The organism is Rhizobium anhuiense, assembly GCF_003985145.1.
Lineage (GTDB): Bacteria > Pseudomonadota > Alphaproteobacteria > Rhizobiales > Rhizobiaceae > Rhizobium > Rhizobium anhuiense.
The window spans coordinates 52,745-78,827 of record NZ_ML133524.1; the positions used below are offsets into that span (position 1 = coordinate 52,745).

The window sequence follows — 26,083 nt, forward strand, 5'->3', positions numbered from 1 at the left end:
ATGCGATGGTCGGCGGCAATTTCCCGGGAGCCGCCTCCCTCGCTTAAACGAGAATAACCGCAAGATGCGGCGAAACTTCCCTCCCGGGCCGACACGGATACGGCGCCCGGCGGGACCGGCGTGCGCCGCATTGGCAGCGCACGCCCTATCAAGTGCTTACTCGGCCGCGTCGGGCAGCTGGGCTGCATGAGGCGCAGGCAGCCCAGCTGCCTGCGCCTCATCAAGCTTGGTGTTCTCGAGCTCGACGCTGAGGCCCAGCGAGCGCATTTCCTTGACGAGAACGTTGAAGCTTTCCGGAATACCGGCTTCGAACGTGTCGTCTCCGCGGACGATGGCTTCGTAGACCTTGGTGCGGCCGGCGACGTCGTCCGACTTCACCGTCAGCATTTCCTGCAGCGTGTAGGCGGCACCATATGCTTCGAGCGCCCAGACTTCCATTTCGCCGAAGCGCTGACCGCCGAACTGCGCCTTGCCGCCCAGCGGCTGCTGGGTCACGAGCGAGTAAGGACCGATCGAACGGGCATGGATCTTGTCGTCGACCAGATGGTTGAGCTTCAGCATGTAGATGTAGCCCACGGTCACCTGGCGGTCGAACTGCTCGCCGGTACGGCCGTCATAAAGCGTCGACTGACCGGTATCCTTGAGACCTGCCAGACGCAGCATGTCGTTGACGTCGCCTTCATGCGCACCATCGAAAACAGGCGTCGCAATCGAAACGCCGCGCTTCCACTGGTCGGCGAGACGCAGGACCGACTCATCGTCGAACTCGTGGACCTGTTCGGCCTTCGGACCGTCACCGACGACATCGCCGATGGTCTTACGCAGCGGCTCAATGTTGCCATTGGCCTTGTAGGCTTCGATCAGTTCACCGATCTGGCGACCCATGCCGGCGCAAGCCCAGCCCAGATGCGTTTCCAGAATCTGGCCGACGTTCATGCGCGAGGGAACGCCGAGCGGGTTCAGAACGACGTCGACATGCGTGCCGTCTTCGAGGAACGGCATGTCCTCGACAGGCACAATGCGCGAGACCACGCCCTTGTTCCCGTGACGGCCGGCCATCTTGTCGCCCGGCTGGATCTTGCGCTTCACGGCGACGAAGACCTTGACCATCTTCATGACGCCAGGAGGCATTTCATCGCCGCGCTGGACCTTCTCGACCTTATCCATGAAGCGCTGTTCGAGGCGCGACTTGGATTCGTCGTACTGGCCGCGGAGTGCTTCGAGTTCGCTCTGGACCTTCTCGTCCTCGACCGCGAACATCCACCACTGCGAGCGGGGATATTCGGAGACGACGGCGTTCGAAAGCTCGGTGCCCTTCTTGAAGCCCTTCGGGCCGGCAATGGAGACCTGGCCGCGCAGCATGTCGATCAGACGGCCGTAGACGTTACGGTCGAGGATCGCCTGCTCGTCGTCGCGGTCCTTTGCCAGACGCTCGATCTCTTCGCGCTCGATCGCCATCGCGCGCTCGTCCTTCTCGACGCCATGGCGATTGAAGACGCGGACTTCGACGATCGTGCCGTAGGTGCCGGGCGGCATGCGCATGGAGGTATCGCGCACGTCGGAGGCCTTTTCGCCGAAGATGGCGCGCAGAAGCTTTTCTTCCGGCGTCATCGGGCTTTCGCCCTTCGGGGTGATCTTGCCGACGAGGATATCGCCCGGCTGAACTTCGGCGCCGATATAGACGATGCCGGCTTCGTCGAGGTTCTTCAACGCTTCTTCCGAAACGTTCGGAATATCGCGGGTGATTTCCTCGGGACCAAGCTTGGTGTCGCGCGCCATCACTTCGAATTCCTCGATGTGGATGGAGGTGAACACGTCGTCGGCAACGATACGTTCGGAGAGCAGGATCGAGTCTTCGTAGTTGTAGCCGTTCCAGGGCATGAACGCGACGAGCGCGTTGCGGCCGAGCGCCAGGTCGCCGAGATCGGTCGACGGACCGTCGGCGAGAATGTCGCCGCGGTTGACGACGTCACCGACAGTGACCAGCGGGCGCTGGTTGACGCAGGTGTTCTGGTTCGAACGCTGGAACTTCTGCAGACGGTAGATATCGACGCCGGATTTGCCGGCTTCGAGGTCTTCCGTGGCGCGGATAACGATACGCGTCGCGTCGACCTGGTCGACCACGCCGCCGCGACGGGCGCCGATGGCGGCACCGGAGTCACGGGCGACGACCGGCTCCATGCCGGTACCGACGAACGGGGCTTCGGCACGCAGCAGCGGCACGGCCTGACGCTGCATGTTCGAGCCCATGAGCGCGCGGTTGGCGTCGTCGTTTTCCAGGAACGGGATGAGCGCGGCTGCGACCGAAACGACCTGCTTCGGCGAAACGTCCATCAGGTTCATGCTGTCGCGCGGGGCGAGCATGACTTCGCCGGCATGACGGCAGACGACGAATTCGTCGACGAAGGAACCATCGGCGTTCATTTCGGCATTGGCCTGGGCGACGTAGTACTTCGCCTCTTCCATGGCGGAGAGGTAGAGCACGTCGTTCGTCACCTTGCCGTCGACGATGCGGCGGTACGGGCTTTCGATGAAGCCGTACTTGTTGACGCGGGCAAAGGTCGCAAGCGAGTTGATGAGACCGATGTTCGGGCCTTCCGGCGTTTCGATCGGGCAAATGCGGCCATAGTGGGTCGGATGCACGTCGCGGACTTCGAAGCCGGCGCGCTCACGGGTCAGACCGCCCGGACCGAGAGCCGAAAGACGGCGCTTGTGGGTGATTTCCGAGAGCGGGTTGACCTGGTCCATGAACTGCGAGAGCTGCGAGGAGCCGAAGAATTCGCGGACGGCGGCGGCTGCCGGCTTGGCGTTGATCAGATCCTGCGGCATGACCGTGTCGATCTCGATCGAGGACATGCGTTCCTTGATCGCACGTTCCATGCGCAAGAGGCCGAGACGGTACTGATTTTCCATCAGTTCGCCGACCGAACGGACGCGGCGGTTGCCGAGGTTGTCGATGTCGTCGATCTCGCCCTTGCCGTCGCGCAATTCGACCAGCATCCTGACCACGGCCAGGATGTCGTCCTTGCGCAGGATGCGGACGGTGTCTTCGACGGTCAGGTCGAGGCGCATGTTCATCTTGACGCGGCCGACGGCGGAGAGGTCGTAGCGCTCCGCATCGAAGAACAGCGAGTTGAACATGGCTTCGGCCGATTCCATGGTCGGCGGCTCACCCGGACGCATGACGCGGTAGATGTCGAACAGAGCGTCCTGACGGTTCTCGTTCTTGTCGGCAGACAGCGTGTTGCGGATATAGGCGCCGACATTGATGTGGTCGATGCCGAGAACCGGGATCTCGTCGAAACCGTTCGACAGGATGACGCCAAGCGTCTTCTCGTCGATTTCGTCGCCGGCCTCGAGATAGATTTCACCCGTGGAGTAGTTGACGATGTCTTCGGCAAGGTAGTTGCCGTAAAGGTCGTCGTCGCCGGCCTTCAGCGCCTTCAGGCCCTTGTCGGAGAGCTGGCGCAGCAGGCGCGGGGTCAGCTTCTTGCCGGCTTCCACGACGACTTCGCCGGTATCGGCGTCGACCATCTCGGTGATCGCCTTGGCGCCCTTCAGCGTTTCCGGCTTGAAGGGAATGCGCCAGCCTTCGCCGTCGCGCTTGTAGAGCGACTTCGTATAGAAGGTGTCGAGGATTTCCTCGCCGTCCATGCCAAGCGCCATCAGCAGCGACGTGACCGGAATCTTGCGGCGGCGGTCGATACGGGCGTAGACGATGTCCTTGGCGTCGAATTCAATATCGAGCCAGGAACCGCGGTAAGGAATGACACGCGCAGCAAAGAGCAGCTTGCCGGACGAATGGCTCTTGCCCTTGTCGTGGTCGAAGAAGACGCCCGGCGAACGGTGCATCTGGGAGACGATCACGCGCTCGGTGCCGTTGACGATGAACGTGCCGTTATTGGTCATGAGCGGCATGTCGCCCATGTAGACGGACTGCTCCTTGATGTCCTTGATCGACTTCGCGCCCGTATCTTCGTCGATATCGAACACGATGAGGCGCAGCGTCACCTTCAGCGGCGCTGCATAGGTCAGGTCGCGCTGACGGCATTCATCAACGTCGAACTTCGGCGGTTCGAATTCGTAGGACACGAATTCCAGCATGGAAGCGCCGGAGAAATCGGTGATCGGGAAAACCGACTTGAAGACGGCCTGAAGACCCTCGTCGGGACGACCGCCCTTCGGCTCTTCAACCATCAAAAACTGGTCGTAGGACGCCTTCTGAACCTCGATGAGGTTCGGCATTTCTGCGACTTCGGGGATCTTACCAAAAAACTTGCGTACGCGCCTGCGACCGTTGAACGAAAGGGTCTGAGCCATCGTCGCTCCTTCAAAATCTTGCACCCGGGCCTGCAACGGACGGGAACCGATGGCCAGTCGATCCCGTCAATCAATGAGTAATTCAATCTCGTCCGACTCCCGAAAACGCTCAGCTCGGATTGCTGTGCTGCCTTCGGTGCGAGACTATCCTTTTGAAGAACCCATTACCCAAAAGCCGTTTTGACGCGGCTTTTGGGTAATTCGTTCAGAAAAACGGCAAATGGGAGGCAGTAGATGCTGCCTCCCAAAAGCAGTTCAAGATTACTTGACGTCGGCCTTGGCGCCAGCGTCTTCAAGCTTCTTCTTGATGTCAGCGGCTTCAGCCTTGTTGACGCCTTCCTTGACAGCCTTCGGAGCGGCCTCGACGAGGTCCTTGGCTTCCTTGAGGCCGAGACCGGTGATGGCGCGGACTTCCTTGATGACGTTGATCTTGTTGGCACCAGCGTCGACGAGGATGACGTCGAATTCGGTCTTTTCTTCTTCAACGACAGCAGGGCCAGCACCACCGGCAGCGGCAGCAACAGCTACCGGAGCAGCAGCGGAAACGCCCCACTTTTCTTCGAGAAGCTTCGACAGTTCTGCAGCTTCCAGAACGGTCAGCGAGGAGAGGTCGTCTACGATCTTTGCGAGATCAGCCATTTTACTAGTTCCTTTTGTTCGGTTCGAACCGGTTGATTATAAACAGCGAAAAACCGCCTTACGCGGCTTCGTCCTTCTTGGCGTAGGCCGCAAACACGCGAGCAAGCTGGCTTGCCGGTGCTGCAACAACCCCAGCGATGCGGGTAGCCGGTGTCTGGATCATGCCCAGCAGCTTCGCACGCAGCTCATCAAGCGAAGGCAGGGTCGCAAGCGACTTGACTGCTTCGGCGTTGAGCGTGGTTGTTCCCATGGCGCCGCCCAGAACAATGATCTTGTCATTGGTCTTGGCGAAATCCATGACGACCTTCGGAGCGGTGATCGGGTCATTGCTGTATGCAATCAGCGTCTGACCTTTGAAGAGATTGGTAATCCCTTCCGCTTCCGTACCCTGAAGGGCAATTTTGGCCAGGCGGTTCTTCGCGACTTTGACGGTACCGCCAGCTGCACGCATCTTCGAACGAAAATCGTTCATCTGCGCGACTGTGGCACCAGCATAGTGGGCCACGACAACTGAGCCCGAAGCCTTGAAGACTTCGTTCAGTTCCGTGACGAATTCGCGTTTTTCCGCTCTTTCCACTGCCTATCTCCAGTTGGCAGGACCGAAATCGGACCTGCCGGGTTGCCTTTGCCTCCTGGGATCATGTGAGATCCCAAGCGACGCTTGAGGATCCTGTCCCCCCGCGCTCCCGCGCCAATCAAGGCTAAAGAGGCACAAGGCATCCAAGGCTCGAACCGAGTTACGAGAAGCGAACTTCATGCAATTCGGGTCTTACCCGTCTCATGCAGGCCAAGTGATTAAGGGAAAACCACCTGCAATCTCGGACAGGATTCCGGATTTCTCCGGAATATTCCGGCCCCTTGCGAGGCCGGAAATTCAGTCGCCGGGCTCAAAGCCCGACCATTGCGCCCAAGTCCTTGGGCGCGAACTTATGCAGTCGGAGCTGCGGTGACCGAGCCGACTTCGATCTTGACGCCCGGGCCCATGGTCGAGGAAATCGCCACGCGCTTGACATAGTTGCCCTTGGCGCCAGCCGGCTTTGCCTTGATGACGGCGTCAGCGAAGGCGCGGATGTTTTCTTCCAGAGCCTTGGCGTCGAAAGAGGCCTTGCCGATACCGGCATGGACGATGCCAGCCTTCTCGACGCGGAACTCGACAGCGCCGCCCTTGGAAGCCTTGACGGCTCCGGCGACGTCCATGGTGACGGTGCCGACCTTCGGGTTCGGCATCATGCCACGGGGGCCGAGAACCTTACCGAGACGGCCGACGAGCGGCATCATGTCGGGGGTGGCGATGCAGCGATCGAATTCGATCTTGCCGCCCTGGACGATTTCGACGAGCTCTTCAGCGCCGACGATATCAGCACCGGCAGCCTTGGCTTCATCAGCCTTGGCGCCACGCGCGAAGACTGCGACGCGAACCGTACGGCCTGTGCCGTTCGGCAGGTTGACGACGCCGCGAACCATCTGGTCCGCATGGCGCGGGTCGACGCCGAGGTTCATCGAGACTTCGATGGTTTCGTCGAACTTGGCGACAGCCCGTTCCTTGACCATGCCGATGGCCAGGCTCAGAGCGTAGAGCTTGGTGGGATCAACACCTTCGTTGATCTTCTGCGTGCGCTTACCAGCCATGATCTTAACCCACCACTTCCAGGCCCATGGCGCGGGCAGAGCCCTCGATCATCGCCATTGCACCTTCGATATCCGCTGCGTTCAGATCCTTCATCTTGGCTTCTGCGATCGTCTTGATCTGAGCCTTGGTGAGGGAGCCGGCCTTGGCGCCCTTGCCGGGCGTCTTGGAACCGGACGTGATCTTCGCTTCCTTCTTCAGCCAGTAGCTGACCGGAGGCTGCTTCATCGCGAAGGTGAAGGACTTGTCCTGGTAATAGGTGATGACGACCGGAATCGGCATACCCTTTTCCATTTCCTGCGTGGCGGCATTGAACGCCTTGCAGAATTCCATGATGTTAATGCCACGCTGACCAAGCGCCGGACCAATCGGCGGGGACGGGTTTGCCGATCCTGCCTTGACCTGAAGCTTGAGCTGGCCTGCAACTTTCTTAGCCATATCTCTCTGCCTTTCATGAACGGCCGGTCGCCCGGCCCGTGATGCCGGATCTCTCCGGCGGCTGCGGTTGCGTGGTGCGGATCGTTAGGGTCCGGCTAAGACCCCTCACCTTCCACGCGGATGCGGACAAAGTCCGCAGGAAACAGGCCGCAAGGGCCAGCCTCCAGTCTCTGCAATCAGACCTTCTCGACCTGAGCGTATTCCAGCTCGACCGGCGTTGCGCGGCCGAAGATCGACACTTCCACCTTCAGGCGCGAACGTTCTTCGTCCACATCCTGAACCGTGCCGTTGAACGACGCGAACGGGCCGTCGGAAACGCGGACCTGCTCGCCGATCTCGAAGGTAATGGAGGCCTTCGGCCGCTCGACACCTTCCTGGACCTGACCGAGAATGCGCTCGGCTTCGTAATCTGGAATCGGAACGGGCTTATTGTCGGAGCCGAGGAAACCTGTGACCTTCGGCGTATTCTTGATCAGGTGATAGGCTTCATCCGTCAGATTGGCGCGAACCATGACGTAGCCCGGGAAAAACTTGCGCTCCGAATCGACCTTGCGGCCGCGACGCACTTCCACCACCTTTTCGGTCGGCACGAGGATCTTCTCGAACAGGTGCTCCAGCCCCTTCTGGCGAGCCTTGTTCTCGATGTCTTCAGCCACCTTCTTTTCAAAATTAGAATATGCGTGGACGATGTACCAACGTGCCGCCATTTTCATCTCCACCCGTATCAGTTGCCGGTATTCAGCACGAAGCTCAGGACCCAGCCGATCAGCTGGTCAGCGGCAAAGAAAAACAGCGCGGCGAAAACCACCATCACAAGCACCATAACCGTCGAGATCATCGTCTCGCGGCGCGACGGCCATGTAACTTTGGACGTCTCGGAGCGAACCTGCTGCAGAAACGCAAACGGATTGGATTTGGATGCCATCGACTGCCCACGCAATTACGGCGCGTAAAGCTGAAACTATCAGCCCCACGCACCGCGTGTCTGTTGAACCCTAAATAAACACCGATTTCCGAATACACAAGAGGGAAACCGAAGTTTAACGAAATTACTTACCACCCATCAATCCCCGGCCGGAATGCCGCGAGCATGTCCGCGCTGTCCCGCATCAAGGAGAATGGCAGGGGCAGTAGGGCTCGAACCTACGACCTGCGGTTTTGGAGACCGCCGCTCTACCAACTGAGCTATACCCCTTCATACCTGTCATTCAGCGCCAGAGCCAAGGCCCGCAAATCGCTGCTGAAAAGCATGGCGCTCCCTTTAAGACGACGGCACGGGATTGGCAAGCACGATTTTCGATTTTCAAAGCCATTCTCCTCATATGCGAGCAGTAGGCTTTTCCACCGGGCGACCAAGATCCGTTCAGAGGTTCACATATTTCCGCCAATCGTGCTCTTCTTTAAAGCCCAGCACCTCGCGAATCTTGCGGTTGGAGAGCAGACCCTCATATTCGCCGATCTCGCGGGTGAAGGGCACGTTCGGGAAGAATCGCTTTGCAAGCTCCTTCGACGGCGTGTTGGCCGAGACAGTGTCGTTGGCGGCGTTGAAGACCTGATAGCCGAGACCGTCCTTCTCGATGCACAGATGGCAGATCTGTCCGAGGTCGCGGGCGTCGATATAGCTCCAGGCGATGCGCTTGCGCATCTCGGGATTGGCGAAAAAGGTGGGGAATTTCTCGTATTCGTGCGGCTCGATGACGTTGCCGATGCGCAGCGCATAAATGTCGAAACCCGAGCGTTCGGCAAAGGCGCGCGCCGTCTTTTCGTTGACCACCTTGGAAAGGCCGTAAGAATCCATCGGATTGACGTCGTAGTCCTCCTCCAGCGGGAAATGGTGGAAATCGCGATGGCCTTCGGCGAAGCAGACGCCGTAGGTCGTCTCGCTCGATGCGACGATGATCTTCCTGATGCCGAGCTTCACCGCCGCCTCGATGACATTGTAGGTGCCCATCGTGTTGATGCGGAAGGTTTCGTTGTCGGGCTTGATCAGAATGCGCGGGATGGCGGCGAAATGCACGACAGCATCGAAGGGCTGCACGCCCCTGCCCGCATCGAGATCGGGAAAATCGCGATGCATCGAGAGCGCATTGAAGACCTGACCGCTGTCGGTGATGTCGGCGATGAGATTGGTGACGCCGGGGCTATCCAGCGGCACGAGATCGAGGTTGTGAACCTCGTAACCGGCATTGACGAGCCATGGCACAGTATGGCGACCTGCCTTGCCCGAACCGCCCGTGAACAGAATGCGTCTCTTCATGGAATATCCTCCGCGTCATGAAATCGGAGGCATAGTGAGACGCTTCCGCGCGAAGAGCAAGCGAGCGTCGTGCAAGGGTTCACCCCCGCGTCGCCAGGAGCATCCTATCCGGGAGCGCCTGGCCGATCATTTCCGATCATCGCAGAAGGCTGCGATGCTCTGCAAGGGTCGTCACTTGACGACACTTACCTCCAGCGTCGTCACTTGACGACGCTTAACTCCAACGTCGTCACTTGACGACGCTTATCTCGTTGACCTGCACTCCGGCTGCCTGAACAACCTCTTGCGGAATTGCAGCGATGAAAAACATCGTGAAAACATACATAGCGAATATCGTCGCAGCGAATGTGGCCTTTGGAATCATCCGGGCTCTCCTCTTTGCAAGAAGGAGTCTGGACTAAAATGGGCCATTCACAAACCGGTTTCTGAATGTGAGATGAACAAAATACTGTGACAGGCCAATTTAACGATATTTTTACAACACCTGTTAAACCTACCGGAAGCCATGAAAATGAAAAACCCCGCTGTTTCCAGCGGGGTCTTCATAATTGCGGATAACTCGAAAGTTACTCGACGATCGAAGCGACGATGCCGGCGCCGACGGTGCGGCCGCCTTCGCGGATGGCGAAGCGCAGCTTTTCTTCCATCGCGATCGGAACGATCAGCTCGACGGCAACCGTGACGTTGTCGCCCGGCATAACCATCTCCGTGCCTTCCGGCAGCGTCACAATGCCCGTCACGTCGGTTGTGCGGAAGTAGAACTGCGGACGGTAGTTGGTGAAGAACGGCGTATGACGGCCACCCTCTTCCTTCGTCAGGATGTAGGCTTCCGCCATGAACTTCTTGTGCGGCTTGACAGAACCCGGCTTGCAGAGAATCTGGCCACGCTCGACGCCGTCACGGTTCACACCGCGGATCAGCGCGCCGATGTTGTCGCCAGCCTGGCCCTGATCGAGCAGCTTGCGGAACATTTCAACGCCGGTCACCGTCGTCTTCGAGGTCGGACGGATGCCGACGATCTCTACTTCTTCGCCAACCTTGACGATGCCACGCTCGACGCGGCCGGTCACAACCGTGCCGCGGCCCGAGATCGAGAACACGTCTTCGATCGGCATCAGGAACGGCTGGTCGATCGGACGCTCAGGCGTCGGGATGTAGGCGTCAACCGCAGCCATCAGCTCGCGGATCGCGTCTTCGCCGATCTTCTTGTCCGAATCTTCGAGAGCAGCGAGCGCCGAACCCTTGACGACCGGGATATCGTCGCCCGGGAAGTCGTAGGACGACAGCAGTTCGCGAACTTCGAGCTCGACCAGTTCGAGAAGCTCGGCGTCGTCAACCTGGTCGACCTTGTTCAGGAACACCACGATCGCCGGAACGCCGACCTGGCGGGCCAGAAGGATGTGTTCGCGCGTCTGCGGCATCGGGCCGTCAGCGGCCGAGCACACCAGGATCGCGCCGTCCATCTGGGCAGCACCGGTGATCATGTTCTTGACGTAGTCGGCGTGGCCGGGGCAGTCGACGTGCGCGTAGTGGCGGGCCGGCGTCTCATACTCGACGTGGGCCGTCGAAATGGTGATGCCACGGGCCTTTTCTTCCGGAGCCGCGTCGATCTGGTCGTACGCCTTGAACTCACCGAAGTACTTCGTGATCGCTGCCGTCAGAGACGTCTTGCCGTGGTCAACGTGGCCGATCGTGCCGATGTTGACGTGCGGCTTGTTGCGCTCAAACTTACTCTTTGCCATTTGAATGCTTCCTGTGAACGAAATGGTGGGCCCCGGCGAACCGGTTTAGTGCCGCCGTTTAAGGCTTTCGGCGACATTGCGCAAGACTTAATTGCAGACGCCATTCTTGGCCTGACAGCGCATATGGGAGACAATTCGCCGCCTGCAAGGCGATTCGCCGAAGTGCCCTCGAAAATCCCTGAAATCTCAGAGAAAATCGCATGGACGACTGGGGGACGAAGCTCAGGCGGTCGGCGCCGACCGCCCCTCGCCCGTCAGGCGATGGCCGCCATCGTGGAATTCATCGCCAGCGCGGAAACACCCAAAAACTACCGCGGCGGCGGTCGTATGAACTGGCTTCAGGGAAACTGGAGCGGGTAGCGGGAATCGAACCCGCGTATTCAGCTTGGAAGGCTGCTGCTCTACCATTGAGCTATACCCGCGGGGTGGTCCGATCCGATGACGAATGGTGGAGAGAGTTGGATTTGAACCAACGTAGGCTGAGCCAACGGATTTACAGTCCGTCCCCTTTAACCACTCGGGCATCTCTCCAGTTTTCGTCCGGATCGCTAGACCAAGTTCGTCAGACTTCGAAGCGTTGCCGCCCGTCGTCTGCGCCGCGTATATGACCGGAGCATTTCAGTCTGTCAACACGATGACAACGGAAAAAACACGAAAAATTTCATTCGCCGCCGAAAGCCGGCATATGAAAGAAAGCCTATGCGGCGGCGAGCGCCATAGCTATAAAGCCGCATGAGCAAAGACAACAAATCCGGCGGCAAGTCCGCGACAGACCCATCCGCCAAGGATACGCATTACGCCAATCTGCGGCGCGCCCACCGGGACGCCAAGCGCGAACGCGGCGAGATTCCGACACCTCAGCCGCAGAAGCGCAGGCGCGGGGCCGAGGACTGGAAGCCGCCGGCTCTTGCCCCCGATCAGGTGCATCTTTACGGCCTGCATACGGTGCGCGCCGCCCTCGACAATCCCGAGCGCAAGAAGATCAAGCTGTTCGTGACGCAGAATGCGCTGGCGCGGCTCGAAGTCGACGTCGAAACGCTCGGCATTCCCTTCGAAATCGTCTCGCCGCAGGAGATCGATAAGGTGCTCGGCCCGGAAGCGATCCATCAGGGCGTCATGCTGGAAACACGGCCGCTTCCGGTACGCCGACTCGAAGCGCTGAAGGACAGCCCTCTCCTGCTCGTCCTCGATCAGGTGACCGATCCGCACAATGTCGGCGCGATCATGCGTTCAGCCGTCGCCTTCAATGCCGGCGCCGTTATCACCACCCAGAGACATAGCCCGACCGAGTCAGGCGTGCTCGCCAAGTCCGCCTCCGGCGCGCTGGAGCTGATACCTTATATACAGGTCACCAATCTCGCGGATGCGCTCGGCGAATTGCACAAGCTCGGTTTCTCCACCATCGGCCTTGATTCGGAAGGGCCGGCGCCGCTCGAAGGCACCTTCTCTGGCGAGAAGGTGGCGCTGGTGCTCGGCTCCGAAGGCAAGGGACTTCGGCAGAAGACGCGGGAAACTGTCAACGCACTTGCCCGCCTCGATATGCCGGGCGCGATCAAATCGCTCAACGTCTCGAATGCCGCAGCGATCGCGCTTTATGCGGCGCGTCTCCACCTGAAGGCATAGGCTGGCCTGCTCGGACGCCGCGCTCCTGCTCAGCTCGGCGTCTGGCAGCTGGCAGGTCCGTCCAGCGGTCGGCGCAGTGTATCGCCCGCCACATAGGCCACCTCGACGGGATAGACGATCACGCTCGGCAGCTTCTCGATTTCACCAGCGTGGCCGGGGCTGCGTTTGATTTCCGCCTTGTAGGCTGAGGCACAATCCGGCAGCTGCTTCAGCGGCAGCCCGGTGTCGGCGGCGATCGCCTTTGCGCAGGCAGCACCATCGAGATAGAGCGAGCAGGACGCCGTGTAGACGCGGCGGAAGTCGAGGGTCAGCTCCCCCTTCCCGCTCCTTATCGCGGCAAAATTGTCGCCCTCAAACGAATCGTCGAGTAGCCGCTCGCCCGTCGCCGCATCGTAGACGACGAAAGGCAGTCCGCCGTTCCACCCGTCCGCTGCCCGGAAGAAGACGAAACCGCCGCTGACGCCCATGAGATAACCGGCTATATCGTCCTCGATCACCCGCTCGCGTTCGTCGGCGCGCTCACAGGGCGCATCGGCGGCAAGCAGCGCCAGCTTTTCGGCTCCGACCTCGCCGAGATCGACTTCCTTGACCATGAAGGCGGGATAACGGCTGCAGGTGATCTTCGGCTTTGCATCAGGATTGAGTTCGTCCTTCGGCAGCGCGACGACGTCCACTTTTATCGGCCTGTCGAACGGTGCCGGGCTTTCGGACGCTCCGGCCAAGGAAATCAGTGCCGCAAGGATAGTCGATGTCTTGATCGTCCGCTTCATCACAGTCCGCCTCTGAAATGCTTCGGTATCTCTGACATGGTTCGATCCGGCGCGACAGATGGGAAACGGATGCCGGCAAGACCCGTGCAACGCCTGGCCGATGCCGGAGAAATCCACTTTTGCCTTGGAAAGACCTTCCGGAACACTATGATCGGGCGATGACCGGTTGGCGCGACCGGTCAGAAGCAAGAAGGAACGATTCCCATCATGGCCATTCGACCGCTGATTTTCGGTATCCTCTTCGTCGCGGTCTTCGTCGTGATTATTCTCAGCATCATCTGGGTGGACACCTCGCATCCCATCCACCAGCCCGATCCCCTGTCGCCGACGGCGCCCGGCCCCGCGACGCCGGGACCGGTGCAATAATCCCGGCCGGAACGCGGAGGGCGCTTACGCGTTAATCCCGGAATCGAACGAGGATTGAACGCTCATGCGCATAATGATCGCCGTCGTCGCCTTCATGGTCGTCTCCGTGCTCAGCATCGCGATGATGTCGCCATCGGGCGCCGGAGAGACCGGCAATGGCGACAGGATCGAGGCGAGCGTCAATGAACCTATCGCGCATTAAAATAAAGGCCCGAATGATCCGGGCCTTTATCTTCAGCTGCGGTAGAGCCAGAAAGGCATGCCGCGATCACGATCGCGCCACTCGCGGCGTTCCTGCCAACGCTCGGCACGCCACCGCCGCCAATGACGGCGATCATCGCGCCAATCGGAGCGGCGCCAATCGCGCTCGTCGCGCCAGCCACGGTCGTCACGCCAGCCACGGTCGTCACCATCGTCACGGTCGCGATCACGTCGCCAGCCATCACGAATTTGAACGATATCGCCCTGTGCCGACACTGCCGGCCGCTCGACCGGCATGGCGGCCGCCGGTGCGACGGACGCGAAAGCCCCACCGACTGAAATGGTTGCGGCGAGAAAGAGATGTGCGAGCCTCATGGCTGTTTCCTCATTGATGATGAGGCGAAGATAGTCGGGCGCGGCTGAATTGGCGCTGAAGCAGCCCTTCACGCGCGGTTCATCGAGCGATGCGGGCTATTAAAAAAATCTGCTGGGTGCGATCGAACAAAGCAGCGTCGAACCGAGGTATGGCCTGCGAAGGCGGCGCCTTCGCTTAGCAGCTTTCTTCAGCTCGCCGAGCCGAAGCTCACAGAGCGTAGGCTGGTGCCCCCGCCAGGGTTCGAACCCGGGACCCCCTGATTACAAATCAGGTGCTCTACCAACTGAGCTACAAGGGCAATAATTGCCCAACTAGCAGATTCTATGATTCTGTAAAGGGAAATCCGTGCCTGCGCGAACAGGTCGGCTGCGGCTCAAAACGCTTCGCGGCAGAAAACGTCCTTGTCGTACAAGGCCTTTATCCTTTAGCTAGGACAGCATCATAAAGGGCATTGCATGGGCCGTTCATTTCAGACGCTATCCTTTCTCGCCTCACCAACGACGGAGGCGCTTGCCGCTCGCGAGGAGCTGATTCGCCTCTATGGTGACGTGCCGGCTGACGAAGCCGACGTCATCGTCGCGCTTGGCGGCGACGGTTTCATGCTGCAGACGCTGCACCACACCATGAACTCCGGCAAACTGGTTTACGGCATGAATCGCGGTTCGGTCGGATTCCTGATGAACGATTATCGCACCGAACAGCTTCAGGAACGCATCTGCCTCGCCGTCGAAAACGTCTTCCGGCCATTGCAGATGACGACGGCCAATGCCGACGGCACCAACTCGACGGCGCTGGCCATCAACGAGGTCTATCTTTTTCGCCAGTCCTATCAGGCGGCGAATCTGCGGGTCATGATAGATGGGCGCGTCCGCCTGGAGGAACTCATCTGCGACGGGCTGATGGTGGCGACACCGGCCGGATCGACGGCCTATAATCTTTCCGCCCATGGCCCGATCCTGCCGCTCGAAGCGCCGCTGCTCGCGATGACGCCGGTCAGCGCGTTCAGGCCGCGGCGCTGGAGGGGCGCGCTGCTTCCGAACAAAGTGACCGTCGATATCGACATTCTCGAGCCGGAGAAGCGGCCGGTGAACGCCGTGGCCGACAATACCGAGGTCAAGTCGGTGCTGCATATCCGAATCGCCCAGTCGGAGCATATGACGGCGCGCATCCTCTCCGATCCCGACCGCTCCTGGTCCGACCGTATTCTCGCCGAGCAGTTCAAGGATTGAGACGATGGCCATGCGAGGGATATTGACGACCACCATTTTCCTATTGGGATGGTCGGTCGCAGCCGCCCCGGCGCAGGATGCCATCCTGCCGGCATCGGTGATTTTCGCGACCAGCACCGGCTATTGGGAGGATGACGGCAACGCACCTGATGTCGAGCGGGCGCCGATGGGTGCCGAGAGCGTCGCCAACCCCGAGGGAAAGGCCACCCAGCGCCACGGCTACTACAAGCTCTTTGCCGTCCGCCAGGCCGACAGGACCTCGAAGGTCTACCTGCAGCAGATTGCCCAGACAGAGACCGGCCCGGCGATCGCCTCGACCATCGAACTGCAGGAAATCAGCGACCTGAAGCCTTACGTTACCGATATACGCCCGGAGAATTCGAACGGCATCATCAAGGAGCCGGGGCTGTTTGCCACGATCTATCTGAAGACCGATCCCGCCGCCGAGCCGGATAGCTGGACCGTGCTGATCGACGAATTCGGCGACATCACCGTGGAGAAGGCGACGAATTGAACGGCTGGGAATTGTTCGGAGAGACATCTGGGCGATGAAACTGGGCTATCGCGAGGGCATCCTCTACGACAAGAAGAGGTCGAATTGGGACGCAGCCGGCCCCAGGCCGATCAACTGGTCGCTCTGGTACCCGGCTGCCGATGACGCCCGGGAAAGCGATATAACGGAAAGAAGCTGGTTTCAGAAGGCGACTGTTGCCCGCGATGCGCCCATCCGGCCGGCGGCCCGGCCCTACCCCCTCGTCCTTCTGTCGCACGGCACCGGCGGATCCGCGGCCGGACTGGAGTGGCTGGCGCGACGCCTGGTCGATCGCGGATTTGCAGCGCTCGGCGTCAGCCATCACGGCAATACCGGTATCGAGCCCTATCGCGCCGAAGGTTTTGCCTGCCTTTGGGAGCGGGCACCCGACCTCAGCTACATGCTCGACCACAGCGATGACTGGCTCGGCAATCTGTCGGGCCATATCGAAACGGCCCGCGTGTTTGCGGCCGGATTTTCGGCCGGAGCCTATAGCGTGATGCTGCTGCTTGGCGCTATCGCCCAGTTCTCGCAGTTCGAACCGTCCAGGATGAAGCCGGATGGTGCGCGCGGACCAAGGGAATTTCCCGACCTTGCCGACCATATCCCGACATTGCTGCGCACCAGCGAGGTGTTTCGCGATTCACGGTCGCGCGTGTCGCAGTCCTACCGGGACGAGAGAATCAAGGCCGCGCTCGTCTGCGCGCCGGGCCGGTCCGTTCTCTGTTTCAGCGAGGAAAGCCTGAAGGCTGTCAATGCGCCCGCCCTCATCCTGGTCGGCGATGCCGACAGGGCGGCACCGGCGGAGGAATGTTCGTCATGGCTGCATGCGCGGCTGCGGCACAGCGCTCTTAAGATCTTCGGCGGCGGCCTTGGACATTATGTCTTCGTGCCGGAGGGCACGGCGCTCGGCCTCGCCTTCGCGGCAGAACTTTTTACCGATCCCCCGGGCATCGAGCGCGCCGCCATTCATGACGAGATTGCCGATCTGTCGGCCGCGCTGTTTCAAGACAGCGACGTCAGCGCCATGGTCTGAGCAAAAGAAAAGCCCCGTCTCCGGGGCTTTCGTGTCTCGATTCTGCTGTACCCTATCAGTCGACATCCTCGACGACCGCGTCGGCGGCGCCGCTGATGCGGTGGGCAAGGGCTGCTTCCATGAACTCGTTCAGATCACCGTCGAGCACATCGTCCGGGGCGCTGCTGGCGACACCGGTGCGCAGGTCCTTCACCAACTGGTAGGGCTGCAGCACGTAAGAGCGAATCTGGTGGCCCCAGCCGATATCCGTCTTGGAGGCGGCTTCGGCGTTGGCGGCGTCCTCACGCTTCTTCAGTTCCGCTTCGTACATGCGGGCACGCAGCATGTCCCACGCCTTGGCGCGGTTCTTGTGCTGCGAACGCTCCTGCTGGCACTGCACGACGATACCGGTCGGGATATGCGTGATGCGCACGGCCGAGTCGGTGGTGTTGACGTGCTGGCCGCCGGCGCCCGACGAACGATAGGTATCGATGCGGCAGTCGCTTTCGTTGATCTCGATCTGGATCGAGTCGTCGACAACCGGATAGACCCAGATCGACGAGAATGAGGTGTGGCGGCGCGCATTGCTGTCGTAAGGCGAGATGCGCACCAGCCGGTGCACGCCCGATTCCGTCTTCAGCCAGCCATAGGCATTGTGGCCCTTGACGAGCAGGGTCGCGGATTTGATGCCCGCTTCTTCGCCGTCATGGACTTCGAGAAGCTCGACCTTGAAACGCTGGCGTTCGGCCCAGCGGGTGTACATGCGCAACAGCATGTTGGCCCAGTCCTGGCTTTCGGTACCGCCGGCGCCGGAATGGACTTCGAGATAGGTGTCATTGCTATCGGCTTCGCCGGAGAGCATCGCCTCCACCTGGCGGCGGGCGGCCTCGGCCTTTAAGGCCTTCAGCGTGTCCTCGGCTTCCTTGACGACGCCCTGGTCGCCCTCTTCCTCGCCAAGCTCGATCAGCTCGATATTGTCGTTCAGCTGCTGTTCGAGCTGCTTGACGCCGTTGATGCCGTCATCGAGCTGCTGGCGCTCGCGCATCAGCTTCTGCGCTTCCTGTGCATCGTTCCAGAGGTTCGGATCCTCTGCCTTGTTGTTCAACCAGTCCAGTCGTCTTATCGCCTGGTCCCAGTCAAAGATGCCTCCTCAGCAGGGTGATAGCCTGCTTGGTTTCATCGACTACGTTTTCGATTTCCGCTCGCATTTTCCGCTTCTCTGCTCGGTCTCTTCAAGTGCTGGTTTACGTCTTTGTTTCACGCAATTCCGGACGCAAAACCGCTGCGCACTTTTGCTGGAAATGCTCTAGAGACACCCGCCGCGGATGTAAAGGGCCGCGGCAAGCGTTCCAAAATTCGGCGACGGTCAGAACAGGCCGGGCGTTCCGGTCTGGACGGCTTGGTTGGCCTGCGGCGAGGTCTTCAGGATCTCCTCCGGCGCCATGGTGCTGTCCATGCCGATGACGGAGAAGCTGTCGGCCGGGCCGGTGCCGGGCTTGAAAGCCTCGACAATGGTGTTCGGATCGCCGTCCGCGGCAGCCATGCCGGTCTTGCGGTCGATCGGGATCAGGTTCATGCCGGGCGGGATGACGAATTTGGATTCCGGCGTATCCTTGACGGCGGCCTGCATGAATTCGTTGAAGATCGGGGCGGAGAGACCGCCGCCGGTGCCGCCGCGGCCGAGCGGGGCCGGCGTATCGAAGCCCATATAGAGGCCGGCAACCAGATCCGGCGTGAAGCCGACGAACCAGGCATCCTTCTCGTCGTTGGTGGTGCCGGTCTTGCCGGCGACGTCGCGGCCGCCGAGGTCGATCTTGCCGGCGGCGGTGCCGCGCTGGATGACGCCCTGCATCATCGAGGTGATCTGGTAGGCGGTCATCGGGTCGAGAACGGTTTCGCGATTGTCGACGACATTCGGCTCTTCCTGGTTCTGCCAGTCACCGGCATTGCAGCCCTCGCACAGACGCTCCTCATGCTTGAAGATCGTCTTGCCATAGCGGTCCTGAATACGGTCGATCAATGTCGGCTTGATCTGCTTGCCGCCATTGGCGATGACCGAATAGGCCGAGACCATGCGCAGCACCGTCGTGTCGCCGGCGCCGAGCGACATGGAGAGAACCGGCAGCATGTGATCGTAGATGCCGAAGCGCTCTGCATATTCGGCGACGATGTTCATGCCGAGATCATTGGCGAGGCGCACCGTCATCAGATTGCGCGAATGCTCGATGCCCGAGCGCAGCGTCGAGGGCCCGCCGACTTCGCCGCCGTAGTTTTCCGGCTTCCAGACCTGGCCGCCCGACACGATCTCGATCGGCGCATCCATGATGACGGAGGCCGGCGTATAACCATTGTCCATCGCCGCCGCATAGACGAAGGGCTTGAACGAGGAGCCCGGCTGGCGCATCGCCTGGGTGGCGCGGTTGAATTCGGACTGCGAGTAGGAGAAGCCGCCGACCATGGCCAGCACGCGGCCGGTCTTCGGGTCCATGGCGACCAGGCCGCCCTGCACCTTCGGCGGCTGCTGCAGGCGGTAGGAGGTCGAGGCGTCGTCGCCGAGCTTTGCGACATAAACGACGTCGCCGGGGGCCAGGACGCCGACCGGCGACTTCGCGGTCTTGCGGGCGCCGTCGGCCGAACGGAAGGCCCACTGCATGTTCTTGGCATCGATCGTGCCGCGTTGACGCTCAGCCGCGACCTTGCCGCTTCCATCCTTGGCCGGCTGCAGGCCGATGTCGACATTGCTGTCGGACACGGCGAGCACGACGGCAAGCCGCCATTCCGGCACGTCGGACAGTGCGGGGATATCGGCAAGCGCCTTGCCCCAGTCACCGCTCGCATCGATCTGCTTGAGGGGGCCGTGGAAACCTCGGCGCTCGTCATAGGTGACCAGACCGTCCTGCAGCGCCTTGCGGGCAGCGAGCTGCATCTGCGGATCGAGCGACGTGCGCACTGAAAGGCCACCCTCATAGAGAACCTTTTCGCCATATTGGTCGATCAGCTGGCGACGCACGGCTTCGGCGAAATAATCCGATGCAAAGAGCGACGGGCCGGTCGTGCGGGCGGTGACGCCGAGCGGCTGCTTCTTGGCTTCCTCACCGTCGCTCTGGCTGACATAGCCGTTCTCGACCATGCGGTCGATCACCCAGTTGCGGCGCTCGAGCGCAGCTTCCGGGTGGCGGAAAGGATGATAATTGGCGGGCCCCTTCGGCAGCGAGGCCAGGTAAGCTGCCTCGGCGACGGTCAGTTCGGTGACGGATTTGTTGAAATAGGTGAGTGCTGCGCCGGCGATGCCGTAGGAATTCAGGCCGAAGAAAATCTCGTTCAGGTAGAGTTCGAGGATCTTGTCCTTGCTGTAGGCCTGCTCGATGCGGAAGGAGAGGATCGCTTCCTTGATCTTGCGGTCGATCGTCTGGTCCGAGCTCAAAAGGAAGTTCTTGGCGACCTGCTGGGTAATGGTGGAGGCGCCGACCGGACGGCGGCCGGAGCCGAAATTCTGCAGGTTGACGAGGATTGCGCGGCCGAGACCGGTAAGATCGACGCCCGGGTGATTGTAGAAATTCTTATCTTCGGCCGACAGGAAAGCGGCCTTCACGCGGTCGGGAATGGCCTGGATCGGCAGGAAAAGACGCTTTTCCTTGGCGTATTCGGCCATCAGGGCGCCGTTGCCGGCATGAACGCGGGTGGTCACCGGCGGCGCGTAGCTGTTCAGAACGGCATAGTCCGGCAGATCCCTGGCGACATTGGTGATATAGATGGCAACACCCGCCGCCGCGACCAGAAACAGGACGCAGGCCATTCCGAAGAAATATCCAAAAAGTCTAACCATATTTCAGCTACCGGTCTTTTCGATCTTCAATCGGCGCAGACGCAACGATTGCATGGATCAAGGCAATTTGCACGTTGCGCGGCTTACTCCATGAGCGTTACCGCCACAAGCCGATTCCGCGCCTCAGGCCTACGAAACATAAGCCGGAGTAACGGCGCGAATGTGAGCAAAATAGGGCTCTGCCCGCCGCATTCACCGCTGCAGCAGCGTTTCATTAGAACTGTCACATCCAAGCAACGCCGTCGCCGCCGCCAATCTGAGGCATCTTGCTCAGAACTTGATTCATGTGACGCGCTTTAAGTCGTTGTTTTTTATGCATATCGCCATGCCACAACCCGCTACAGCTCTTTGCGTGGCATTGATTAGCCGCCATTCGCCATGACGGCGGCGCGGTATCGCTTCACTGCGTCGGTCAAGAGACCGGCGATCTTGTCGCGCCAGGTCTCGTCGAGCAGCAGTTTCTCGTCATCGGCATTCGAGAGGAAGCCGAGCTCGAGAAGGATCGACGGCACGTCAGGGGCCTGCAGCACGCGAAAGCCGGCGTGACGGTGTGGATTGTTGATGGTGCCAACCTGATCCTTGAAGGAATTCAGCACGCTCTCGGCCAGCGAGATCGAAAAGGCCTGGGTCTCGCGCCGGGTCAGATCGAGCAGGATGTCTGCGACCTCGGGCGGCTCGGCGACCGTCTCCTTGCCGGCGATCTGGTCGGAAAGGTTTTCACGATCGGCAAGGTCGGCGGCGAGCTTGTCGGATGCCTTGTCGGAGATCGTGTAGACGGTCGCGCCGCGGATATCTTTCTGCTTCAGCGTGTCGGCATGCAGGGAAATGAACAGGCCGGCATGGTTCTGGCGGGCGATCAGCACGCGCTGCGAAAGCGACAGGAACTCGTCATCCTCGCGCGTCAGGAAAGCCTTGATGCCCGGTTCCTTGTTCAACCGGTCGGTCAGCGCCTTGGCGAAGGCGAGCGTTACCTGCTTTTCCTCGGTCTTGGTGTCGACGCCGATCGCGCCGGTATCGATGCCGCCATGGCCGGCATCGACGGCGATGACGAAATCGCCGGGAGCGGCTTTCTCAGGCGCCGGAATGGCGCTGGTCGTCTGGTCCGCCTCAGTTTGATCGTTCCAGGATTGGGTCTTCACCAGCTCGGCAAAGGCCTGCTTGTCGATCATCTCGGCATCGAGCACGAGGCGATGCCCCTTGCCTGCCTCGTCGGCCTGCACTTTGGCGAGCGCCAGCTTCACCGGCCTTGCCGTCGTCAGCACGATGCGGGCGCTTTCCTCATCCATCTTGCCGTAACGGATGTCCTTGAACAGGCCGCGGGCGGCAAGATCCTTCGCCGGAAAGCCGAAGGCGGTGGCCGGCAGGTCGACGACGATGCGTTCCGGATTGGCGATATAGTGGACGGAGAAGCGCGGTTCGCGATCGAAGTCGATGACGATGCGGGTCCTGGCGTCGTCGCCGACGATGCGCGCACCATAGGCGAGCAGCGGATCTCCGGCTTCGACGGAGCCGGCAACGGCCAGGAGGCTGGCGGCCAGAAGCATTGCCGTCAGAACCCGCCTTGCGAATGTCGATCGCCGCGCTGCGGATTTCGCCGCGATCCGAGCCCTCTTATACAATAAACCGCCACACCCTATTTGAATTGCCATGAACCCGACGCGGCTGCAGCGACCGTCCCCGTGACGAAACACCCGTTAGCCTGCCGAATCGCGATCACTTTATCCCCAGCTTCTATGCGTTACGAAATCCATCAATATTATGGCACATTTGGCTTTTCCCTTGCTATTGTGACACAGAAAACATACAACGAATTTCAGGGTAAAGTGTTGACGGGATAGAGTCGCCGCAAAGGCTGCCAGCCAGATCAGGACCTGGCGCCACATCGGTCATCGTCCGCCGTCTCATGCGCTTCATCCCTAGAACTGGATCCTGATTTTCCGGCTTATTGTCGGAATTCATTGGTGGATCAGCCACCACGCTCTCAGGGAGCAAACTCATCGGACCCGAACGGGTCTTCGTATTTGTCGATCACGCTTGGTTGTTGATGGTTTCGCAGCAGGTTTTATCTGAAGTGTACAGGCCCCGGACCGAAATGGTTCCGGCTGCTGTCTGGCTGCTGCCCTCCCCCTCGCATCAGGCGCGACTTTCATTATCCGGCGCGGCTACAGTGGACCGCATTCTTTCTGTTTCAACAGCAGTCGGGAATGCGCTCTCGCGGCCACGCCGAGGAGCACAGCTTACATGGCAGACAAAATGCTTATCGATGCGTCTCACGAGGAAGAGACGCGCGTCGTTGTCGTTCGCGGGAACCGCATAGAAGAATTTGACTTCGAGTCCCAGCACAAGAAGCAGATCCGCGGCAACATCTATCTTGCAAAGGTAACGAGGGTCGAGCCCTCGCTGCAAGCCGCCTTCGTCGATTACGGCGGCAACCGGCACGGCTTCCTGGCCTTCGCCGAAATCCATCCCGACTATTACCAGATACCGCTTGCCGATCGTCAGGCACTGCTTCGTGCCGAAGCCGAGGAGCATCGCCGCGACGAAGATGTCGAGCATGTCGAAACCGCGCCGATGGTCGATCTTTCCAAGCAGGATCAGCCGGATGTCGGCATCGTTCCGGCAAAGGCGCCAGAAGCGGCTGCCGTAACGGAAGAGACGACAGCGGCAGAGGCCGCGGCATCGCCCGAGGCCGCAGACGAAGCGCCGGCCAAGAAGGCAAGGCCGCGCCGCAGCCGCAAGAAGGTGACCGAACCGGTCGCCGAAACGACCGCGACCGAGGACGCCGTTCCCACAGACGTCGAAGCCGAAGGCGCTTCGACCGTCGACAACGAGGATGACGGCTCGACCGGCGGCGCGATGGCCGCCATGGTGGAAACCGACGAGATTTCCGAGGACGTCGATACCAGCAAGCGTCGCCACGATGATGATGACGACGATGACGATCACGGCGAAGAGGAAGTCATCGAATCCGTCGGCGCCGAAGACGCGATGGAAGAAGTGCCGGACCGCGTGCAGCGCAAGCCGCGCAAGCAGTACCGCATCCAGGAAGTCATCAAGCGCCGCCAGATCCTGCTCGTGCAGGTCGCCAAGGAAGAGCGCGGCAACAAGGGTGCAGCCCTTACCACCTATCTCTCGCTCGCCGGCCGCTATTCCGTCTTGATGCCGAACACGGCGCGCGGCGGCGGCATTTCCCGCAAGATCACCAACCCTGCCGACCGCAAGCGCCTGAAGGAAATCGCGCGCATGCTCGAGGTACCGCAGGGCATGGGCGTCATTCTTCGCACCGCCGGCGCCAACCGCACCAAGGTCGAGGTCAAGCGCGACTTCGAATATCTGATGCGCCTGTGGGAGAACGTACGCACGCTGACGCTGGCGTCCACCGCTCCCTGCCTCGTCTATGAGGAAGGCTCGCTGATCAAGCGCTCGATCCGCGACCTCTATAACAAGGACATCAGCGAGATCATCGTTGCCGGCGAAGAAGGCTATCGTGAAGCGAAAGACTTCATGAAGATGCTGATGCCGAGCCACGCCAAGGTGGTTCAGCCCTATCGCGACATCCACCCGATCTTCTCGCGCTCGGGCATCGAAGCCCAGCTCGACCGCATGCTGCAGCCGCAGGTGACCCTGCGTTCCGGCGGCTACCTGATCATGAACCAGACGGAAGCGCTGGTTTCGATCGATGTCAACTCCGGCCGCTCGACGCGCGAACATTCGATCGAGGATACCGCGCTGCAGACGAACCTCGAAGCCGCGGAAGAAATCGCCCGCCAGCTTCGCCTGCGCGACCTTGCCGGCCTGATCGTCATCGACTTCATCGACATGGAAGAAAAGCGCAACAACCGCGCCGTCGAGAAGAAGCTGAAGGAATGCCTGAAGAACGACCGCGCCCGCATCCAGGTCGGCCGGATCTCGCATTTCGGCCTGCTCGAAATGTCGCGCCAGCGCATCCGTGCTTCGGTTCTCGAATCGACCACGCAGGTGTGCTCGCATTGCGGCGGCACCGGCCATGTGCGTTCGCAGTCCTCCGTCGCGCTGCATGTGCTGCGCGGCATCGAGGAATATCTGCTGAAGAACACCACGCACAACATCACCGTGCGCACCACTCCTGACATCGCGCTCTATTTGCTCAACCACAAGCGCCAGACGATCATCGATTACGAAAGCCGTTTCGGCGTCGCGATCGTCATCGACGCGGACGGTTCGGTCGGTGCGCAGCATTTCGCGATCGATCGCGGCGAAGCCGTGGAAAACCCGGTCAAGATCGAAACACTGTTCAACTTCGCAGCCATTCCCGAGGATGACGACGACGATATCGTCATCGAAGTGGATGAAGAGGAAGACGAAGAACTCGAGGAAAAGCCGGCCGCTGCCGAACGTCCCGCAGCAGCGCGCTCGGAAGGCGAAGGTGACGGTAACCGCAAGCGCAAGCGCCGCAGGCGCCGCCGCGGCCGCAACGGCAATGCCGAGCAGCCGGTATCGGCAGCAGGCGAAGCCGGTGACGAGGATGAGGATGGCGACGACGAGGGCGGCGAAGGTGATGAAAACACCGAAGCCACACCCGAGACGCGCGCTGAAAGCGAGGAATCGCAGCGCCGCAAGCGCCGCCGTCGCGGCAAGCGTGGCGGTCGCCGCAATCGCGCCGAGGATGGCTCCGAGCTGACGGCCGGCGAAGCCGGTGAAGACAATGGCGGCGACGAGGACGAAGGTGACGACGTTTCGAACGACGGCGCTCCTGGTGAAGCCGTAGCTGTCGAGGCGATTGCCGAGCAGGCTGACGAAGCTCAGCCCGCGATGGCAGCCGTCGAGAGCGCAGTGGTCATCACCGAGGATGTGAAGCCCGCCCGCAGCCGCGGCCGCCGCAAACCGGCGGCAGCGCCGGTCGAGGAACCGGTGGCGGAGACCGCACCTGTGGTCGAGGCAGAACCGGAGTTGGTGGAAGCCTCCGCCGATCTCGAAACATCAGTCCAGGAAGAGGCAAAGCCGGTTCGCGCCAACCGCGAATCCAATATCTCCTCCTCCGAGCCGACGGTGAAATCCACCACCCGCGTCGAGAATGGCGACGGCGATGACGGCAAGCCGAAGAAAGCCGGCTGGTGGCAGCGCCGTGGCTTCTTCTGAACGC

Annotated in this window: 22 protein-coding genes and 4 tRNA genes; 7 read left to right on the forward strand and 19 right to left on the reverse strand. The window is 60.7% G+C overall.

The features are described 5' to 3' along the window. Positions 1–156 precede the first annotated feature (156 nt). The 13 genes from rpoB to EEQ99_RS13625 all read right to left on the reverse strand — a co-directional run bounded on the left by rpoB (position 157) and on the right by EEQ99_RS13625 (position 11,554). Positions 157–4,320 (reverse strand): DNA-directed RNA polymerase subunit beta, encoded by a 4,164-nt coding sequence (gene rpoB, locus EEQ99_RS13570; protein ID WP_127430615.1) that lies wholly within the window; start codon positions 4,318–4,320, stop codon positions 157–159. A 261-nt stretch (positions 4,321–4,581) separates the two neighbouring features. After that, positions 4,582–4,959, reverse strand: coding sequence for a 50S ribosomal protein L7/L12 (gene rplL / locus EEQ99_RS13575; protein ID WP_028757409.1), 378 nt, complete (start codon positions 4,957–4,959; stop codon positions 4,582–4,584). A 58-nt stretch (positions 4,960–5,017) separates the two neighbouring features. Beyond that, a complete protein-coding gene (gene rplJ, locus EEQ99_RS13580) occupies positions 5,018–5,536 on the reverse strand; it encodes a 50S ribosomal protein L10 (RefSeq protein ID WP_028757410.1) in 519 nt (172 codons plus the stop codon). A gap of 350 nt (positions 5,537–5,886) precedes the next feature. Next, complete coding sequence (rplA, locus tag EEQ99_RS13585) at positions 5,887–6,588, reverse strand: 50S ribosomal protein L1 (RefSeq protein WP_047620022.1); 702 nt, start codon at positions 6,586–6,588, stop codon at positions 5,887–5,889. 4 nt (positions 6,589–6,592) lie between these two features. After that, positions 6,593–7,024 carry a 50S ribosomal protein L11 gene (gene rplK, locus EEQ99_RS13590; protein ID WP_047620024.1) on the reverse strand — a complete coding sequence of 144 codons (432 nt, stop codon included), beginning with the start codon at positions 7,022–7,024 and terminating at the stop codon, positions 6,593–6,595. A gap of 176 nt (positions 7,025–7,200) precedes the next feature. Further along, positions 7,201–7,731: a transcription termination/antitermination protein NusG gene (gene nusG, locus EEQ99_RS13595; RefSeq protein WP_003547516.1), complete on the reverse strand. Its 531-nt coding sequence runs from the start codon at positions 7,729–7,731 to the stop codon at positions 7,201–7,203. A 17-nt stretch (positions 7,732–7,748) separates the two neighbouring features. After that, the gene (gene secE / locus EEQ99_RS13600; RefSeq protein WP_003573826.1) at positions 7,749–7,949 is read right to left on the reverse strand and encodes a preprotein translocase subunit SecE; all 201 of its coding nucleotides are present in this window, start codon (positions 7,947–7,949) and stop codon (positions 7,749–7,751) included. A gap of 194 nt (positions 7,950–8,143) precedes the next feature. After that, positions 8,144–8,219, reverse strand: a tRNA-Trp gene (locus tag EEQ99_RS13605). Positions 8,220–8,387: 168 nt separating this feature from the next. Continuing rightward, a complete protein-coding gene (locus EEQ99_RS13610) occupies positions 8,388–9,281 on the reverse strand; it encodes an NAD-dependent epimerase/dehydratase family protein (RefSeq protein WP_047620026.1) in 894 nt (297 codons plus the stop codon). Positions 9,282–9,510: 229 nt separating this feature from the next. Further along, the gene (locus EEQ99_RS35380; RefSeq protein ID WP_010069473.1) at positions 9,511–9,645 is read right to left on the reverse strand and encodes a hypothetical protein; all 135 of its coding nucleotides are present in this window, start codon (positions 9,643–9,645) and stop codon (positions 9,511–9,513) included. 202 nt (positions 9,646–9,847) lie between these two features. Further along, positions 9,848–11,023: an elongation factor Tu gene (gene tuf, locus EEQ99_RS13615; protein ID WP_028757605.1), complete on the reverse strand. Its 1,176-nt coding sequence runs from the start codon at positions 11,021–11,023 to the stop codon at positions 9,848–9,850. Between the two features lie 348 nt (positions 11,024–11,371). Next, positions 11,372–11,445, reverse strand: a tRNA-Gly gene (locus tag EEQ99_RS13620). 24 nt (positions 11,446–11,469) lie between these two features. Further along, positions 11,470–11,554 (reverse strand) — tRNA-Tyr (locus EEQ99_RS13625). A gap of 201 nt (positions 11,555–11,755) precedes the next feature. Between EEQ99_RS13625 and rlmB the strand changes: the two genes are divergently transcribed. Further along, positions 11,756–12,646 carry a 23S rRNA (guanosine(2251)-2'-O)-methyltransferase RlmB gene (gene rlmB / locus EEQ99_RS13630; protein ID WP_047616594.1) on the forward strand — a complete coding sequence of 297 codons (891 nt, stop codon included), beginning with the start codon at positions 11,756–11,758 and terminating at the stop codon, positions 12,644–12,646. 29 nt (positions 12,647–12,675) lie between these two features. Here rlmB and EEQ99_RS13635 read toward each other — a convergent pair whose 3' ends face one another. Next, positions 12,676–13,416, reverse strand: coding sequence for a hypothetical protein (locus EEQ99_RS13635; protein WP_063474328.1), 741 nt, complete (start codon positions 13,414–13,416; stop codon positions 12,676–12,678). A 207-nt stretch (positions 13,417–13,623) separates the two neighbouring features. Between EEQ99_RS13635 and EEQ99_RS34600 the strand changes: the two genes are divergently transcribed. Together EEQ99_RS34600 and EEQ99_RS34605 are read left to right on the forward strand one after the other, a co-directional pair. Further along, entirely contained in the window at positions 13,624–13,782 is a 159-nt protein-coding gene (locus tag EEQ99_RS34600) for a hypothetical protein (RefSeq protein WP_164735933.1), read from the forward strand. A gap of 64 nt (positions 13,783–13,846) precedes the next feature. After that, positions 13,847–13,984 (forward strand): hypothetical protein, encoded by a 138-nt coding sequence (locus tag EEQ99_RS34605; RefSeq protein ID WP_164735934.1) that lies wholly within the window; start codon positions 13,847–13,849, stop codon positions 13,982–13,984. Positions 13,985–14,016: 32 nt separating this feature from the next. On the opposite strand, the gene EEQ99_RS13640 is transcribed toward EEQ99_RS34605, so the two are convergent. Both EEQ99_RS13640 and EEQ99_RS13645 read right to left on the reverse strand, forming a co-directional pair. After that, the gene (locus tag EEQ99_RS13640) at positions 14,017–14,430 is read right to left on the reverse strand and encodes a hypothetical protein (RefSeq protein WP_174824454.1); all 414 of its coding nucleotides are present in this window, start codon (positions 14,428–14,430) and stop codon (positions 14,017–14,019) included. A 151-nt stretch (positions 14,431–14,581) separates the two neighbouring features. After that, positions 14,582–14,657 (reverse strand) — tRNA-Thr (locus tag EEQ99_RS13645). A 157-nt stretch (positions 14,658–14,814) separates the two neighbouring features. On the opposite strand from EEQ99_RS13645, the gene EEQ99_RS13650 reads away from it, so the two are divergent. The 3 genes from EEQ99_RS13650 to EEQ99_RS13660 are packed head-to-tail and all read left to right on the forward strand — an operon-like array spanning position 14,815 to position 17,156. Further along, positions 14,815–15,588, forward strand: a complete 774-nt coding sequence (locus tag EEQ99_RS13650) for an NAD kinase (RefSeq protein WP_047616590.1) — start codon at positions 14,815–14,817, stop codon at positions 15,586–15,588. 4 nt (positions 15,589–15,592) lie between these two features. Continuing rightward, positions 15,593–16,102 carry a hypothetical protein gene (locus EEQ99_RS13655; RefSeq protein ID WP_047616589.1) on the forward strand — a complete coding sequence of 170 codons (510 nt, stop codon included), beginning with the start codon at positions 15,593–15,595 and terminating at the stop codon, positions 16,100–16,102. A 34-nt stretch (positions 16,103–16,136) separates the two neighbouring features. Then, positions 16,137–17,156 (forward strand): alpha/beta hydrolase family protein, encoded by a 1,020-nt coding sequence (locus EEQ99_RS13660; RefSeq protein WP_127430616.1) that lies wholly within the window; start codon positions 16,137–16,139, stop codon positions 17,154–17,156. Between the two features lie 55 nt (positions 17,157–17,211). Here the strand turns inward: EEQ99_RS13660 and prfB are convergent. The 3 genes from prfB to EEQ99_RS13675 all read right to left on the reverse strand — a co-directional run bounded on the left by prfB (position 17,212) and on the right by EEQ99_RS13675 (position 22,580). Further along, positions 17,212–18,343 (reverse strand): peptide chain release factor 2 gene (gene prfB, locus EEQ99_RS13665; protein WP_164735935.1). Its coding sequence is split into 2 segments (ribosomal slippage): positions 17,212–18,273 and positions 18,275–18,343, totalling 1,131 coding nucleotides; the frame shifts between segments, so codons are not numbered across the junction. 158 nt (positions 18,344–18,501) lie between these two features. Continuing rightward, positions 18,502–20,961, reverse strand: coding sequence for a penicillin-binding protein 1A (locus EEQ99_RS13670; protein ID WP_047616584.1), 2,460 nt, complete (start codon positions 20,959–20,961; stop codon positions 18,502–18,504). A 362-nt stretch (positions 20,962–21,323) separates the two neighbouring features. Next, positions 21,324–22,580, reverse strand: a complete 1,257-nt coding sequence (locus EEQ99_RS13675; RefSeq protein WP_097543043.1) for an N-acetylmuramoyl-L-alanine amidase — start codon at positions 22,578–22,580, stop codon at positions 21,324–21,326. 622 nt (positions 22,581–23,202) lie between these two features. Here EEQ99_RS13675 and EEQ99_RS13680 point away from each other — a divergent pair. Continuing rightward, positions 23,203–26,079, forward strand: a complete 2,877-nt coding sequence (locus tag EEQ99_RS13680) for an Rne/Rng family ribonuclease (protein WP_127430617.1) — start codon at positions 23,203–23,205, stop codon at positions 26,077–26,079. Positions 26,080–26,083 lie beyond the last annotated feature (4 nt).

Excerpts from the sequence above, each read along its gene's own strand:
- EEQ99_RS13655 (WP_047616589.1), top strand. The coding sequence starts at position 15,593 with ATGGCCATGCGAGGGATATTGACGACCACCATTTTCCTATTGGGATGG.
- tuf (WP_028757605.1), bottom strand. The coding sequence starts at position 11,023 with ATGGCAAAGAGTAAGTTTGAGCGCAACAAGCCGCACGTCAACATCGGC.
- rplL (WP_028757409.1), bottom strand. The coding sequence starts at position 4,959 with ATGGCTGATCTCGCAAAGATCGTAGACGACCTCTCCTCGCTGACCGTT.
- rlmB (WP_047616594.1), top strand. The coding sequence starts at position 11,756 with ATGAGCAAAGACAACAAATCCGGCGGCAAGTCCGCGACAGACCCATCC.
- rplK (WP_047620024.1), bottom strand. The coding sequence starts at position 7,024 with ATGGCTAAGAAAGTTGCAGGCCAGCTCAAGCTTCAGGTCAAGGCAGGA.
- EEQ99_RS13650 (WP_047616590.1), top strand. The coding sequence starts at position 14,815 with ATGGGCCGTTCATTTCAGACGCTATCCTTTCTCGCCTCACCAACGACG.
- EEQ99_RS13635 (WP_063474328.1), bottom strand. The coding sequence starts at position 13,416 with ATGAAGCGGACGATCAAGACATCGACTATCCTTGCGGCACTGATTTCC.
- EEQ99_RS13660 (WP_127430616.1), top strand. The coding sequence starts at position 16,137 with ATGAAACTGGGCTATCGCGAGGGCATCCTCTACGACAAGAAGAGGTCG.
- EEQ99_RS13680 (WP_127430617.1), top strand. The coding sequence starts at position 23,203 with ATGGCAGACAAAATGCTTATCGATGCGTCTCACGAGGAAGAGACGCGC.
- EEQ99_RS13610 (WP_047620026.1), bottom strand. The coding sequence starts at position 9,281 with ATGAAGAGACGCATTCTGTTCACGGGCGGTTCGGGCAAGGCAGGTCGC.
- secE (WP_003573826.1), bottom strand. The coding sequence starts at position 7,949 with ATGGCATCCAAATCCAATCCGTTTGCGTTTCTGCAGCAGGTTCGCTCC.
- EEQ99_RS35380 (WP_010069473.1), bottom strand. The coding sequence starts at position 9,645 with ATGATTCCAAAGGCCACATTCGCTGCGACGATATTCGCTATGTATGTT.
- EEQ99_RS13670 (WP_047616584.1), bottom strand. The coding sequence starts at position 20,961 with ATGGTTAGACTTTTTGGATATTTCTTCGGAATGGCCTGCGTCCTGTTT.
- rplA (WP_047620022.1), bottom strand. The coding sequence starts at position 6,588 with ATGGCTGGTAAGCGCACGCAGAAGATCAACGAAGGTGTTGATCCCACC.
- rpoB (WP_127430615.1), bottom strand. The coding sequence starts at position 4,320 with ATGGCTCAGACCCTTTCGTTCAACGGTCGCAGGCGCGTACGCAAGTTT.
- EEQ99_RS34600 (WP_164735933.1), top strand. The coding sequence starts at position 13,624 with ATGGCCATTCGACCGCTGATTTTCGGTATCCTCTTCGTCGCGGTCTTC.
- nusG (WP_003547516.1), bottom strand. The coding sequence starts at position 7,731 with ATGGCGGCACGTTGGTACATCGTCCACGCATATTCTAATTTTGAAAAG.
- EEQ99_RS34605 (WP_164735934.1), top strand. The coding sequence starts at position 13,847 with ATGCGCATAATGATCGCCGTCGTCGCCTTCATGGTCGTCTCCGTGCTC.